Here is a 14539-nt window from a genome sequence, read left to right on the forward strand (position 1 = left end):
GCGCTCGGCCGGAGCCGCACCCCAGCAGCGCAGCACGTCAGCAGACACCGCATCCGACGATCCGAAGGCATCTCAGTGGCGAACATCAAGTCCCAGATCAAGCGCAACAAGCAGAACGAGAAGCGTCACGAGCGCAACAAGGCCGTCAAGACCGGCCTGAAGTCCGCCGTCCGCAAGTTCCGCGAGGCTGCCGAGGCCGGGGACAAGGACAACGCCGTCGTCTACGCGCGGGAGGCCTCGCGCAAGCTCGACAAGGCCGCGTCCAAGGGCGTCATCCACAAGAACCAGGCGGCCAACCGCAAGTCGGCCATCGCCAAGAAGGCCGCGTCGCTCTGACCCCCTGAGCCACACGCTCCGAACGGCCCGCCGGCCTCGCCGGCGGGCCGTTCCGCGTCTCAGCGACGCTCGCGCAGGCCGGCGATGGACAGGACGAGCCGCTCGAGGGTGTAGGCGGGGTCGCTGGCCGCGCCCTTGATGTCGGCGTCGGCGCGCGCGACCGCGCGGACGGCGGCGGCCAGGCCCTCCGGGCTCCATCCCCGCAGCTGCTCGCGCAGCGAGCGCAGCTTCCAGGGCGGGACGCCGACGTCGCGGGCGAGATCGGCGTCGCGCTGACCGCGGGAGGCGCCGCTCAGCCGCGCCAGCCCCCGCGCGCTGCCGGCGAACGCCGACGTGACGAGCACCGCGGCCGTGCCGTTGTCGAGGGTCCAGCGCAGCTCCTCCAGGGCGCGCTGACGCTGCCCCGCGAAGGCGGCGTCGGCCACCGCGAACGACTTGGCCTCGGCGCGACCGCCGAAGTAGCGCTGCACCTTCTCCGCGGTGAGCGGCTCGCCCGGGAAGTCGTGGGCGAGCTGGTCGGCGGCCGCGGCGAGCGCACGGAGGTCCTGCCCGATCGCCTGCACGAGCTGGGCGGCGGCGTCGGGCTCCATGCGTCCGCCGTGCCGCCGCACCTCGGCGGCGACGAACGTCGGCAGCTCGCTCGGCTTGAGCTCCTCCGAGCGCCACTCGGCGACGGCCGGGAGCTTGCGCAGCCTGTTCAGCGTGCCCGAGCCCTTGGGCCCGCCGTTGTGCACGAGCACGAGGGCGACGTCCTCGACCGGCGCGGCGGCGTAGTCGAGCAGCCCCGCGACCGACCCGTCGGGCAGCTGCTCGAGCGAGCGGACGACCACGCAGCGGGTGGTCGAGAACAGCGACGGCGCCGCGAGCTCGCCGAGCGTGGCCAGGCTGAGGTCGGCGGCGCCCGTGTCGGCCAGCTCGGCCTCCGCGTCGTAGGCGCGCACGACCGAGCGCACCGTCTGGACGGAGCGCTCGTTGAAGAGCTCCTCCTTGCCGGTGACGAGGACGACGTGACCGAGCAGGTCGCCGATCTGGGGGCCGGAGGTGCGCGCGGGTGCTGCCATGGTGCGAGCAGCCTGACACAGCCCGCCGACAGCGCGGCACGGGGCGTCACGGGCGTCTGGGGGGTCACGGGCCCCGGCGGGTGGCCGTGGAGAGCCGCCCGTCGTCGGTGACGACCGCGAGGTCGCCGTCGAGGTCCGTGCGCAGGACCCGCGCGGAGCGACGCAGGTGGTCGAGCAGCGGACCGTTCGGGTGCCCGTAGTCGTTGTCCGCCCCCACGCTGACCAGCACCACCCGAGCTCCGAGCGAGTCGAGCCAGCCGAGGTCCTGGTGCCGGCTGCCGTGGTGCGGCAGCTTGAGCACGTCGGCACGCAGATCGGGACGCTCCCGCGCGAGGGCGGCCTGGCCGTCCGGCTCGAGATCGCCCGTGAGCATCAGCCGCAGACCGTCGACCCGCACCAGCAGCACGACGCTGCCCGCGTTCGCGGTGCTGCCGTCGCCCGGCCCCGGGTGCGACGGACCGGGCTCGGGCCAGAGAGGCTCCAGGCTCACGTCGCCCACCGTGAAGGCGGGCCCGCGGGTCAGCGCCCGCACCGGAATGCCGCGGGCAGCGGCGAGGGCGCCCACGTCCGCCACGCCGCCCGGCGGGTCCTGCAGCGTCGTGACGAGCACGGCTCCCACCGACCGACCCGCGAGCACGCCGGCGAGGCCGTCCACGTGGTCCGCGTGGTAGTGGGTGAGGACGACCAGGGGCACCGTGGAGACGCCCAGCCGCTGCAGGCAGCGGTCGACGAGAGCCGGCTCCGGACCGGCGTCGAGCACGACCGCCTCGCCGGGCCGCCCGGTGGCGAGCACCAGCGCGTCCCCCTGGCCCACGTCGCACGCGACCAGCCGCCAGTGGGCGGGCGGCCAGCCCGGCGTCGGCAGCCGCACCAGCATGACGAGGAGCAGCAGGCCGGCGAGCAGCAGCGCCCGCGCGGGTCGCGCGACCAGCCAGGGCCCGCGCACCGCCAGCAGCGCCGAGCCGAGCGTCAGCGCGAGCAGGGCGACGACGCCGGTGCCCCAGCCGATCGCCGGCAGCGGGACGTCCGCGCAGGACCTGGCCACCGTGACGATCCAGCCGACGCTCCACGCCGCGGGCAGCGCGACGAGCCGACCGACGTCGACCTCGACGACGGCGATCAGCCCGCCGACCAGGCCCAGGATCGTCGCCGGCGCGACCGCCGGGGCGGCGAGCAGGTTCGCGACGACCGCGATCAGGCTGACCTGCCCGGAGAGCCCGGCGACCAGCGGCGTGCAGGCCAGCTGGGCGGCGACCGGCACCGCGACCGCGTCGGCCGCCGGCCCGGGGAGCCATCGGGCCAGGGCGTCGCGCCACCGGGGTGCCAGCACGAGGATGCCGGCCGTGGCCGACACCGACAGCGCGAACCCCGCGGAGGTCGCGAGGGTCGGCTCGAGGAGCAGCAGGACGACGCCGGCCACGCTGAGCGCCCGCAGACCGCGCCGGCGACCGTCCCCGCCGAAGGACAGCAGCGCGACCGCGCCCATGACCGCGGCCCGCAGGACGCTCGGCTCGGTGCGGGCGACCAGGACGAACCCGACGATGCCGAGCGCGGCCAGCACCAGGCCCCAGCGTCCCCGCACCCCGCACCACCGGCCGACGCCGAGCAGGGCGGCGAGCACGAGGGTCAGGTTCGTGCCGGAGACCGCGAGGAGATGGGTCAGCCCGGTGGTGCGGAAGTCGTCGGCGAGGTCCTCGGAGACGCCTCCGTCGTCGCCCGACACCAGTGCGGGGACGAGCGCCGCCTGCTCGGCGGGCTGGTCGGCGACCGCGGCCCGCAGCCCGGCGCGCACCCGGGCCGCCACGCGCCACCACACGTCCGGAGGGGTCCTCAGGTCCGGGGGTCCGCGGGGGTCGACCACCGCGGCGACGTCGCCGTCCGCGGGCGCGAGTCGCCCCCGAGCGGCGACGGTGGCTCCCAACGGGACGCGCGCCCAGGAGTCGTCGCCGAGGACGACGACCGGCGCCCGCAGACGCCAGGAGCGTCCGCGGGCGGTGATCGCGACGACGCGGGCGCGCACGACGGTGAGGTCCTCGAAGCGACCGTCGACGCGACGGGGGTCGTCGGTGACCTCCAGCAGCAGCTCCACGGAGGCGCGGTCGGCCGCGAGGGCGCCGACGGGACCGTGCCGCACCGGATCGCCGTGCGCCAGGGCCACGACGGCCGCGCCGGCGACGACGAGCGCCAGCACCGCGGCCGCGGCGCGGGAGAGCGCGCCGCGCCGGACGCCGAGGATCGCGCCGCCCACCCCGAGGAGCAGCCCGGCCAGACCCAGGCCGCCCGCCAGACGTCCGATCGAGCCGCCCTGCACGACGGCCGCTCCCAGCAGCGCGCCGACCCAGGTGGCCAGGGCCACCGCCGCCATCCGCGCGTCGAGCGCCGCCGTGGGATGCGGCGTGCCGACCGGCGCTCGCGGCGCTCCCGGCGGGACCCGCGCGACCTCCCGGGCCGTCCTCGGGCTCACAGGGTGACCAGCGGCGCGATCTGCGCGAGGGTCGCGTCGCCGATGCCATCGACCTCGAGCAGCTCGTCGATCGCGGTGAAGCCGCCGTGCTGCTCCCGCCACGCGACGATCGCCTGCGCCATCACCGGCCCCACCCGCGGGAGCACCTCGAGCTGCTGGGCGGTCGCGGTGTTGAGGTTGACCACGCCCGCCGCGGACGCCCCCGGCCCGGACGCCCCGGAGCCGGCCGGCGCGCCGGCTCCCGCGGCTCCCGCGGCGGGCCCGGCGCCTTTGGGCGGCGGGCCGACGACGATCTGCTCGCCGTCGACGAGCACGCGGGCGAGGTTGATCGGGCTGAGGTCGACGCCCGCCCGCGGTCCGCCCGCGGCCTCCACCGCGTCGACCACGCGGGATCCGGCGGGCAGGACGGCGATGCCCGGACGCCGCACCCGGCCGGCCACGTCGACCGTGACGGTGCCCGCGGGCGTCGCCGCGCCGGCTCCCGACGGCGCTGACGGAGCCGGCGGAGCAGAGGCACCGGACGCCACGGGCGGGGTCGCGTCCGCGCGCGCCCCGGACCCACCGCCGGGGTCACTCGGCCCAGGCGCCGGGATCTGCTGTGCCGCGGCGGGGATCGGCGCCGACACCGGCACCGGCCGGGCCCGGACCATCGACCAGCACGCCCAGGCCAGGCCGAGGCAGACCAGCCCGGCGACGACCGCGACCGGGCCGGGGGCCAGCAGGCCGCCACGGGCCAGCCGACCGGCCGGGCCCGCCTGCCAGGCGTCGCGGACGGCCTCCCTCCCCCGGGCCGCCGGACCCCGGCGCGCGGAGGCGTGGCGTCCGGGCATCGGGACGGTCCACTCGTCGTCGGCGACCTCGGACGCGCGCACCGCGCCGTCGTCGACCGCCGCGGCGGCGAGCGCCGCGTCCGCGCCCTCCAGCCCCGGCAGCAGACGCCGGGGCGCGAGCCGGGTGTGCCCGGCCCACCAGTCCTCACCGGGATCGTCCGTGCCGCCCGTCGGCTCGGCCACGGGGGCCTCCGCGCCGCTCCGGACAGGCCGCGCCGCACCGGCGGCACCGGCGGCCTCGAGCACGGGCTGCTCCTCGCCGCGGACAGCGCGCGCGAGCTCGGCGCGCAGCAGCTCGAGGCGACGGGCGACGGCGTCGTCAGGGGGTTCGGGGGCACGCGAGCGCATGCCGGCACGCTAGGCAGCGGCGCGGATCTGCCGGCAGGGTCGCCAGCGCATCTGGGGACGAGCCTGTCGCCACCGGCCCTGTGGACGTCGACCGGCCCGCGGGCTCAGTCCCCCGAGGGGTCCGCGTCGTCGAGCACCGGCGCCACGCAGAGCGCGATCATCCCGGGCCCCACGTGGGCACCGAGCACCGCGCCCAGCTCGCCGAACGCCACCTCGCCCGCGAGTCGTGCGCCCAGCCGCTCCGCGAGCCGCTCGGCCAGCGACGCCGCGCGCTCGGCGTTCGCCAGGTGCGCCACCGTCACCTCGACGCGTTGCACGCGCTGCCCAGACTGCCCGGGCTGCCCAGACTGCCCGTCGGCGCCCTCGACCGCCTCCACCGCCAGCTCCTCGAGGCGCGCGAGCGCCCGGCCGGTGGTGCGCACCCGCTCGAGGGGCACGACCTTCCCGTCGTCGATCCGCAGCAGCGGCTTGACCGCCAGCGCCCCGCCGAACAGCGCTGCCGCGGCGCCGATCCGTCCGCCCCGGCGCAGGTACTCCAGGGTGTCGACGTAGAGCAGCGAGGTGCAGGCCGCGGCCCGGGCGCGCACCGCCGCGGCGACGGCCTCCGCCGAGCCGCCGGCGGCCGCGACGGCAGCGCCGCTCAGCGCGGCGTAGCCGGTGGCCACGCCGACCTGCGCGGTGTCGACCACCGTCACCGGCACGCGGGACCGCGAGGCCGCCAGCCGCGCGGACTCCAGCGTCCCGCTCATCTGCCCGGAGAGGTGCACCGAGACGATCGCCTCGGCACCGGCCCCGGCGAGCCGCTCGTAGACCGCCGCGATCGCCTCCGGCGCGGGGCGCGACGTCGAGACCGGCGTCCACTCCCGCAGCGCCGCCGCGACGACCTCGGGCGTCGCCTCGGGCGAGCCCTCGTCGTGCACCTCGGCGCCGATCACCACCTGCAGGGGGACGACGGCGATCCCCGCCGCGGCCGCCACCTCGGGCGGGAGCATCGCGGTGGAGTCGGTGACGAGCGCGACGCGCGCGGCGACCACCGGCGTCACACCACCACGTTGACCAGCTTGGGGGCGCGCACGATGACCTTGCGCACGGGGCGGCCGTCGATCGCGCGGACGACGTCGGGGTCGGCCAGCGCCAGTGCCTCCAGGTCGGCCTCGGCGATGTCGGGCGCGACCTCGAGGCGCGCCTTCACCTTCCCGGCGATCTGGACGACGGCCGTCACCGACTCCTCCACCAGCAGCGCCTCGTCGACCACCGGCCAGCCGGCGCGGGCGACGGTCGGCTCGTGGCCGAGCCGCGCCCACATCTCCTCGGCGGTGTACGGCGCGACCAGCGAGAGGAGCACGGCGACGGACTCGGCGGCCTCGCGGACGGCCGGGTCGGCCGGGCCGCAGCCGGAGTCGATGGCCTTGCGGGTGGCGTTGACCAGCTCCATCGTGCGCGCCACCAGCACGTTGAACCGGTAGCCCTCCACCAGCTGCGCGGCGTCGTGCACGGTGCGGTGGGTGACGCGGCGCAGCGCGACGTCGCCGCCGGCCTGGTCGGCGCCCGGCTCCGAGGCGACGTCGCCGGCCAGCCGCCACGCCCGCTGCAGGAAGCGCAGCGAGCCGGCCGGGGAGACGTCGGCCCAGTCGATGTCGTCCTCGGGCGGCGAGGCGAAGACCAGCGTCAGACGCACGGCGTCGACGCCGAACTCCTCCAGCTGCGCGCCCAGGTTGACGCCGTTGCCGAGCGACTTGCTCATCTTCCGGCCGTTGTTGATCACCTTGCCCTGGGACAGGTAGGCGGAGAACGGCTCGTCCCAGTCGATCAGGCCGGCGTCGCGCAGCACCTTGGTGAAGAACCGCGCGTACAGCAGGTGCAGCACCGCGTGCTCGTCGCCGCCGATGTAGAGGTCGATCGGGCCCCACGCCTTCGCCAGGGCGGGGTCGAACGCCTGGGTGTCGTCGTTCGGCGAGAGGTAGCGCAGGAAGTACCAGGACGAGTCGACGAAGGTGTCCATGGTGTCGGTGTCGCGCTCGGCCGGGCCGCCGCAGGCCGGGCAGGCCACCTCGACCCACGCGCGCGCCGCGCCCAGCGGCGAGGTGCCCTTGGGCTTGAGGTCGGCGCCCCGCAGCTCGGGCAGCTCGACGGGCAGCTGGTCGTCCGGCACGGGCACCTCGCCGCAGGCGGGGCAGTGGACGATCGGGATCGGCGCGCCCCAGTAGCGCTGCCGGCTGAGCAGCCAGTCGCGCAGCCGGAAGTTGACCGTGCCGGTGCCGGCGGAGCGCTCCTCGAGCAGCTCGATCGCCGCCCGGATGCCAGCGGCCTTGTCGGTCAGGCCGTCCAGCGGGCCGGAGGAGACGTACGTGCCCGCGCCGGTCGTGGCCACGCCGGAGACCGCGGGGTCGTCCTCGCCGGTGTCGACGACGCGCCGCACCGGCAGGTCCATCGCCCGGGCGAAGTCGAGGTCGCGCTGGTCGTGGGCCGGCACGGCCATGATCGCGCCGGTGCCGTAGTCGGCCAGCACGTAGTCGCTGGCCCAGACCGGCAGGCGCTCGCCGTCGACCGGGTTGATCGCGTGGACGCCCAGGAAGACGCCGGTCTTGGGCCGGTCGGTGGCCAGGCGGTCGATGTCGGAGGCCTTGCGGACCTCCTCGCGGTAGGCCTCCAGGGCCCCGCGCTGCTCCTCGGAGACCAGCGACGCGGCCAGCGGCGCGTCGGCCGCCACCACCATGAACGTCGCGCCCCACAGCGTGTCGGGACGCGTGGTGAACACGGTGACCGGCTCGTGGTCGACGCCGTCGATCGCGAACGTCACGTGCGCGCCCTCGGAGCGGCCGATCCAGTTGCGCTGGGCGTTGACGACCTTGCCGATCCAGGTGGCCTGCAGCTCCTCGAGGCAGTCGTGCAGCTCCTGGGCGTAGGCGGTGGTGCGGAAGTACCACTGGGTCAGCTCGCGCTTGGTGACCTCCGCGCCGCAGCGCTCGCACGTGCCGTCGCCGAGCACCTGCTCGTTGGCCAGCACGGTCTGGTCCTGCGGGCACCAGTTGACCGGGCTGTTCTTGCGGTAGGCCAGGCCGCGGGCGTGCAGCTGCAGGAAGAGCCACTGCGTCCAGCGGTAGTACGCGGGGTCGGAGGTGTGCAGGCGCCGGGTCCAGTCGAAGCTGACGCCGTAGCGCTGCATCGAGGCCAGCTGGGTCTCGATGTTGGCGTAGGTGTAGGTGGCCGGGTGCTCGTCGTTGCGGATGGCGGCGTTCTCGGCCGGCAGGCCGAAGGAGTCCCAGCCCATCGGGTTGAGCACCTCGTAGCCGCGCTGCCACCAGTAGCGCGCGATGACGTCGTGCAGCGCGAAGACCTCGGCGTGACCCATGTGCAGGTCGCCGCTGGGGTAGGGGAACATCGTCAGGGCGTACCGCTTCTCGCGCTCGCCGGAGAGCACGGCGGCGTCGTCGGCGCGGAACGGCTCGAGCCGCTGCCACACCGGCAGCCACCGCTCCTCGGCGGCCTTGACGTCGTACCCCTCGCTGGCGTGCGTCTCGCTCATCGTCATCTCTCTCGCGGTGGTCGTCGGGTCCCGGACATGAAAAAGCCCCTCGGGCAGAGGGGCGGCCGCGTCGTGTGCGCTGGTCAGCGCGGGCGACGCGGCTGGAGAAGGAGCAGGGTCCGGGCCACGGGCGCATGTTACCGCTCCGCGCGCGCCGACCGCTCCCCGGCGCCGTGCCCCGCCCTGCCCCGCCGTGGCTACAGTGCGCGCATGACGCGTGACGCCGACCACTCCCCCGCTCCGACCACGGCCTCGACCCCCGCCGGCACCGTGCCCGAGCTGTTCCGCCTCGACGGCCGGGTCGCCATCGTCACCGGCGCGTCCAGCGGCCTCGGGGTCGCGTTCGCGCAGGGCCTGGCCGAGGCCGGCGCCGACGTCGTGCTCGCGGCCCGACGGGTCGAGCGGCTGGCCGACACCGCGGCGCTGGTCGAGGCGGCCGGACGCCGGGCGGTCGTCGTCGAGGCCGACGTCGCCGACCCCGAGGCGTGCACCCGGGTGGTCGCGGTCGCGATGGAGCAGCTCGGCCGGGTCGACGTGCTGGTCAACAACGCGGGCATCGGCACCGCCGTGCCGGCCACCCGCGAGAGCGTCGAGGAGTTCACCCGGGTCATCGACGTCAACCTCAACGGCTGCTACTGGATGGCGCAGGCCTGCGGACGCGTCATGGGCCGGGGCTCGAGCATCATCAACATCTCCTCGGTGCTCGGCATCACCACCGGCGGGCTGCCCCAGGCCGCCTACTCGGCCTCGAAGGCGGGCCTCAACGGCCTGACCCGCGACCTCGCGCAGCAGTGGACGGGCCGCAAGGGCATCCGGGTGAACTCGATCGCGCCGGGCTTCTTCGCCTCCGAGATGACCGAGCAGTACCCGCCGGGCTACCTCGAGGCGATGCAGGCGCGCATCCCCACCGGACGCAAGGGCGACCCGCGCGAGCTCGCCGCCACCGTCGTCTTCCTCGCCTCCGACGCCGCGGGCTACGTCACCGGCCAGACCATCCCGGTCGACGGCGGGCTCACGATCGCGTAGTCGACCGGCCGGGCGTCCGGCCGGTCCAGCGCCGGTGCGCCCGGATGAACGTGGTGGCGTCGGCGTACCCGAGCCGGCGCGCCACCTCCTGCACCTCCAGCGCCGCCGGCGGGGCCAGCAGCTGGGCCGCCAGCGCCGAGCGGACGGCGTCCAGCTGCTGCTGGTGGGTCGTGCCCTCCGCGCCGAGCCGGCGCCGCAGCGTCCGCTCGCTCCAGCCGAGGTGGGCGGCGACGTCGACGGCGCGGGCGCCGTCGAGCAGCCGCTGGGCGATCACCACCCGCACCTCGCGCGTGGCCGGCCCGAGGTCGCGCCGGGCCTGCGCCAGGGCGTCGCACCACGCCTCGGCGGTGGCGCGCTCCACCGGGACGTCCCCCGGGGTCACCGGGACCTCCAGACCGGCGAGCGGGAAGCGCAGCAGGGCCCGCTCGGGGCCGACGACGAGGTCGGCGTCGAGCGTCGGCGCCAGCTCGCGCAGCACCCGGACGATCGCGACGGCGTCGCGCTCCACCAGGTAGGACCGCACGTCGGCGGGGATCGTCGCCCCCTCCAGCACCACCTCGACGGTGTCGCCCTCGAGCCGCGCCTGCGGCACGACGAAGGCGTGGCTGAGGTCGACGTAGCGCAGGAAGAGGTCGACGAGGTCGAGCACCGTGCGGCTGGTGGCCAGCGCGTAGCCCAGCGCCCCGAAGGTCGCGGCGCGGTACGAGGCGCCGAGGGCGGCGGCGCCGTGCGGCCGCAGCCGCTGCAGCGTCCGGACGACCCGCAGCTCCTGCGCCGCGGTGACGGCCGCAGGACGCTCGCCCGGACGCGTGCCCCAGGCGGCCTCCAGGCCCGTGCCCGCCAGCAGGACGCGGCGGGTCAGGCCGAGCCGCTCGCCGTGCGCGAGCACCAGCTCCAGGCCCGCCGCGGAGCGCGGGAACGCCCAGTCCTCGATGGCGGCCCGGCCGAGCACGACCGGGTGTCCCGGCGTCGCGCCACCGCTGTCGTCGCCCTCGACCATGGCCGCGATCATCGATCACCGGCCCGCGCGGCGCCAGTACCGTCCGCCGGGTGGAACCTCGTGTGGTCATCATCGGCGCCGGCTTCGGCGGTCTCGGCACGGCGCGCGAGCTGCGGCGTCGCGGCCTGAGCGACATCACCGTCCTCGAGCGGGCCGACGACGTCGGCGGCGTCTGGCGCGACAACACCTACCCGAACGCCGCGTGCGACGTCCCCTCGCCGCTGTACTCCTGGTCGTGGGCGCCCAAGCCCGACTGGAGCCGCCGCTACGGCACCCAGCCGGAGATCCTCGACTACCTGCGCGAGACCGCCCGCGAGGCCGGTCTGCTCGACCTCGTCACCACCGGCGTCACCGTCGCCTCCGCCGACTTCGACGCCGAGGCCACCACGTGGACCGTGACGTCCGACGACGGCCGCACCTGGACCGCCGACCTGCTCGTCTTCGCCACCGGCCAGCTGGCCAACCCGGTGATCCCGCCGATCCCGGGAGAGCTCGACGGCCCCACGTTCCACTCCGCGCAGTGGCGTCACGACGTCGACCTCACCGGCAAGCGGGTCGCGGTCATCGGCACCGGCGCCTCGGCCATCCAGTTCGTGCCGGGCATCGTCGACGACGTCGCCGCCCTCACGGTCTTCCAGCGCTCGGCGCCCTACGTCGTCCCGAAGCCCGACCAGGCCTACCACCCGCGTCACCAGTCGCTGTTCCGCAAGGCGCCCGCCCTGCTCTCGGCCGAGCGGGCCTCGTGGTTCTGGCTGACCGAGCGGTTCAACGGCGCGCTCACCGGCGACTCCCCCGTCAGCCGTCCCGTGCTGCGCGGCGTCGAGGCCCTGTGGCGCGCGACGCTGCGCCTGCAGATCAAGGACCCCGCGCTGCGGGCCAAGCTCGTGCCCGACTACCCGCTGGGCTGCAAGCGGCTGCTCTTCTCCAACCAGTGGTACCCGGCGCTGGCCCGCGAGCACGTCGAGGTCTGCACCGAGAAGGTCGAGGCGATCGAGCCCGACGGCGTCCGCACCGCCGACGGCACGCTGCACCCCGCGGACGTGCTCATCTGGGGCACCGGCTTCGCCGCGACGTCGTTCCTGCACGGCATCGAGGTCACCGGCCCGGCCGGACGCCTGGCCGACGCGTGGGAGGGCGGCGCCCGCGCCCACCTGGGCCTGAGCGTGCCCGGCTTCCCGAACCTCGCGATCGTCTACGGCCCCAACACGAACCTCGGCGGCTCCTCGATCATCAAGATGCTCGAAGGCCAGGCGACGTGGATCGGCGAGCTCGCCGAGGCGCTGCGCGCGGGTCGCGTGCGCACCGCCGCCGCGCGTCCCGAGGTCCTGGAGGCCTACGACGCCGAGATGCAGCAGCGGCTCGCGCACGGCGTGTGGTCGGGCTGCAGCAGCTGGTACGTCGAGAAGACGCCCGGCGGCGGCACCCGCATCACCACGAACTGGCCGGGCCTGGTCGAGGAGTACGTCGAGCGCACCAGCCACGTCGACTGGGACGCGCTCGAGGTCACGCGCTAGGCCGCACCGGAGCCGCGCCCGCGCGCGAGGCCGACGAGCGCCGTGGCCGGCGGGATCGACACGGCGACGAGCAGCAGCACCATGCCGCAGCGGCCCGCGAGGAGGAGCCCGGGCGAGGTGACCGTGACGTCGTCCGGGCTCATCCACAGCAGCGGCCGGACGTCGCGGCGCCGCGGGCTGTCGTAGCCCACCGCGCCGAGGCCCGCCAGGAGCAGGCCGGCGAACAGCATCGGCAGGAAGGCGGCGAACGCGGCCGCGCCAGGCTGTCCGTCGCGCAGCAGCACCGCCACGGCGCGCAGCCCGAGCAGGAGCCCGCCGAGCAGCATGGCTCCCGCGAGCCCGCTGAGCACGGTGAGCACGGCCAGCAGCAGGGCGACGAGACCGGCCGTCGCGCCGTCGCCCTGGCTGGCGCCGAGGACCACGCCCACCCCGAGCCCGTGGGCCAGCCAGAGGCCGAGCGCGCCGAGCACGACGCGGGCCGGGCGGCCGCGCGTGCCGGCTCCGGACGGCTCGCGCCCCGCCTCGCCCTGCGTGCGACGCCCGAGCCAGACCAGCCACAGCGCCGTGCTCGGCCCGCCCAGCAGCAGGGCGACCGCGGCCCCGCGACCGTCGTCGTCGATCAGGACGAGCGCGAGCGCGGTGGCGGGCGTGGCGACCAGCAGCCAGGCCACCCCGAGCAGGAGCGCGAGCCGGTCGACCGGACGCACCGGGCCGGCCGGCAGCGCCGCGCGCGTGCCGTCGGGGCGACCGCCCGGACGTCGACGCGCCGCCGGACGACGCGCGGCGCGCCGCGCGGAGGGGGTCGGGGTCACGGCGGCGATCCTGCCCCGGCGCGGATGCCGGGAATCGTCCGCCCACGCAATAGGTTGCCCTCGGCAACCAACCCGCTGGCCCCAGGAGACCCCACCCCATGTCGGTGCACGACGACGCCCGCCCCGCGACCCTCCCCGACCCCCACGCGCCCGCCCCCGAGGCGGTCGCCGCCGAGGCCGAGATCCGCAGCCACACCTCGCCCGGACGCGCCCGCGCCGAGCTGCTCGTCGTCGGCACCGCCGGCCTCGCGGTCTCGATGGCCCAGACGCTGCTGGTGCCCGTGCTCCAGGTGCTCCCCGGACGCCTCGACGCGACGCCGTCCGACGTCGAGTGGCTGCTGACCTCGACGCTGCTGGTCGCGGCCGTGTCGGTGCCGGTGATGGGCCGCCTCGGCGACATGTTCGGCAAGCGCCGGATGCTGCTGGTCGCCCTGGCCGCGCTCGTCGTCGGCTCCCTGCTCTGCGCGCTCACCGACGACCTCGGCCTGCTGATCGTCGGCCGCGGCATCCAGGGCGTCTCGGTGGCGGCCATCCCGCTCGGCATCAGCCTGCTCAGCACGCTGCTCCCCCGCGAACGCGTCGGCTCGGCGATCGCCGTGGTCAGCGCGATGCTCAGCGTCGGCGGCGCGCTCGCCCTGCCGATCGGCGGGCTGGTCGGCGAGCACGCCGACTTCCACGTCCTGTTCTGGATCACCGTCGCCGTCGGCGCGGCCTCGCTGGTCGCCACCCTCGCGGTGGTGCCGGAGTCGCCGGTGCGCACCGGCGGGCGCATCGACGTCGTCGGCACCGTGCTGCTGGCCGGCGCGCTGGTCGCGCTGCTCCTGCCGCTCGCGGAGTCGGCGTCGTGGGGCTGGACGTCGGGCCGCACCCTCGGGCTGCTGGCGCTCGGCGTCGTCCTCGTCGCCGTCTTCGGCTGGACCCAGACGCGCATCGCCGAGCCGCTCGTCGACCTCGTCGCGCTGCGGCGTCCGCCGATCGTGCTCACCAACGTGGCCTCGATCCTCTTCGGCTTCGCGCTCTTCGCCTCGATGATCGGCACCGCGGGCTACCTGCAGGCGCCCGAGGCCACCGGCTACGGGTTCGGCGCCTCGATCGTCTTCAGCGGCGTCTGCATGCTGCCCGGCGGCCTCGCGATGCTGGTGCTCTCCGACGCCACCGCGACGATCATCGGCCGCATCGGCGGCGCCCGGACGCTGGCCCTCGGCGCGGCGATCCTCGCCGCCGGCTGGCTGATGCGGATCGTCCTGACCTCCGAGCTCTGGATGGTCGTCGTCGGCAGCGCCGTCGTCGGCGTGGGCGCCGCGATCGGCTACGCGGCGATGCCCAGCCTGATCAACGAGCACACGCCGGTCTCGGAGATCGCGGCCGCGAACGGCCTCAACTCCCTGGCCCGCAGCCTCGGGACGTCGGTGGCCAGCGCCGTCGGCGGCTCGGTGCTGGCGGCGAACACCGTCCTCGTCGGGGCCGGCGCGGCGTCCTTCGAGCTGCCCTCGCTGGGCGGCTACCGGCTGCTGTTCGCGCTGTGCGTCGTCGCCTCGGTGGCCGCCGGCGCCCTCGCGCTGGCCATCCCCCGACGGCGGATGTGACGCGGATCCGGGCGACGCCCGCCGGACCGGCACCCG

11 protein-coding genes are annotated in these 14539 nt (G+C 76.1%); 4 read left to right on the plus strand and 7 right to left on the minus strand.

All coding sequences use genetic code 11. From position 1 onward, the window contains the following. Window positions 1-75: 75 nt before the first annotated feature. Window positions 76-336 carry a 30S ribosomal protein S20 gene (rpsT, locus tag K8Z61_RS15395; protein ID WP_224130798.1) on the plus strand — a complete coding sequence of 87 codons (261 nt, stop codon included), beginning with the start codon at window positions 76-78 and terminating at the stop codon, window positions 334-336. 59 nt (window positions 337-395) lie between these two features. Here the strand turns inward: rpsT and holA are convergent, their stop codons facing one another. The 5 genes from holA to leuS all read right to left on the minus strand — a co-directional run bounded on the left by holA (window position 396) and on the right by leuS (window position 8565). Further along, a complete protein-coding gene (gene holA / locus K8Z61_RS15400; protein WP_224130800.1) occupies window positions 396-1397 on the minus strand; it encodes a DNA polymerase III subunit delta in 1002 nt (333 codons plus the stop codon). A gap of 64 nt (window positions 1398-1461) precedes the next feature. Then, a complete protein-coding gene (locus K8Z61_RS15405) occupies window positions 1462-3861 on the minus strand; it encodes a ComEC/Rec2 family competence protein (RefSeq protein WP_224130801.1) in 2400 nt (799 codons plus the stop codon). Next, window positions 3858-5039 (minus strand): ComEA family DNA-binding protein, encoded by a 1182-nt coding sequence (locus K8Z61_RS15410; protein WP_224130803.1) that lies wholly within the window; start codon window positions 5037-5039, stop codon window positions 3858-3860. Before K8Z61_RS15410 ends, K8Z61_RS15405 begins: the two co-directional genes overlap by 4 nt. Window positions 5040-5143: 104 nt before the next feature. After that, the gene (locus K8Z61_RS15415) at window positions 5144-6082 is read right to left on the minus strand and encodes a DegV family protein (RefSeq protein WP_224130804.1); all 939 of its coding nucleotides are present in this window, start codon (window positions 6080-6082) and stop codon (window positions 5144-5146) included. Next, on the minus strand, window positions 6079-8565 hold the full coding sequence (gene leuS, locus K8Z61_RS15420) for a leucine--tRNA ligase (RefSeq protein ID WP_224130806.1): 2487 nt from the start codon (window positions 8563-8565) through the stop codon (window positions 6079-6081). The genes K8Z61_RS15415 and leuS overlap by 4 nt, the downstream gene beginning before the upstream one ends. A gap of 210 nt (window positions 8566-8775) precedes the next feature. Between leuS and K8Z61_RS15425 the strand changes: the two genes are divergently transcribed. Beyond that, window positions 8776-9591, plus strand: a complete 816-nt coding sequence (locus K8Z61_RS15425; protein WP_224130807.1) for an SDR family NAD(P)-dependent oxidoreductase — start codon at window positions 8776-8778, stop codon at window positions 9589-9591. Here the strand turns inward: K8Z61_RS15425 and K8Z61_RS15430 are convergent. Continuing rightward, complete coding sequence (locus K8Z61_RS15430) at window positions 9578-10591, minus strand: helix-turn-helix domain-containing protein (RefSeq protein WP_224130808.1); 1014 nt, start codon at window positions 10589-10591, stop codon at window positions 9578-9580. The genes K8Z61_RS15425 and K8Z61_RS15430 overlap by 14 nt on opposite strands. A 50-nt stretch (window positions 10592-10641) precedes the next feature. On the opposite strand from K8Z61_RS15430, the gene K8Z61_RS15435 reads away from it, so the two are divergent. Further along, window positions 10642-12105, plus strand: coding sequence for an NAD(P)/FAD-dependent oxidoreductase (locus tag K8Z61_RS15435; RefSeq protein WP_224130810.1), 1464 nt, complete (start codon window positions 10642-10644; stop codon window positions 12103-12105). Here the strand turns inward: K8Z61_RS15435 and K8Z61_RS15440 are convergent. Further along, window positions 12102-12917: a hypothetical protein gene (locus K8Z61_RS15440; protein ID WP_224130811.1), complete on the minus strand. Its 816-nt coding sequence runs from the start codon at window positions 12915-12917 to the stop codon at window positions 12102-12104. The genes K8Z61_RS15435 and K8Z61_RS15440 overlap by 4 nt on opposite strands. 98 nt (window positions 12918-13015) lie before the next feature. Between K8Z61_RS15440 and K8Z61_RS15445 the strand changes: the two genes are divergently transcribed. Further along, window positions 13016-14503 carry an MFS transporter gene (locus K8Z61_RS15445; RefSeq protein ID WP_224130812.1) on the plus strand — a complete coding sequence of 496 codons (1488 nt, stop codon included), beginning with the start codon at window positions 13016-13018 and terminating at the stop codon, window positions 14501-14503. Window positions 14504-14539: the final 36 nt, after the last annotated feature.

This window comes from Nocardioides sp. TRM66260-LWL (assembly GCF_020075545.1).
GTDB lineage: Bacteria > Actinomycetota > Actinomycetes > Propionibacteriales > Nocardioidaceae > Nocardioides.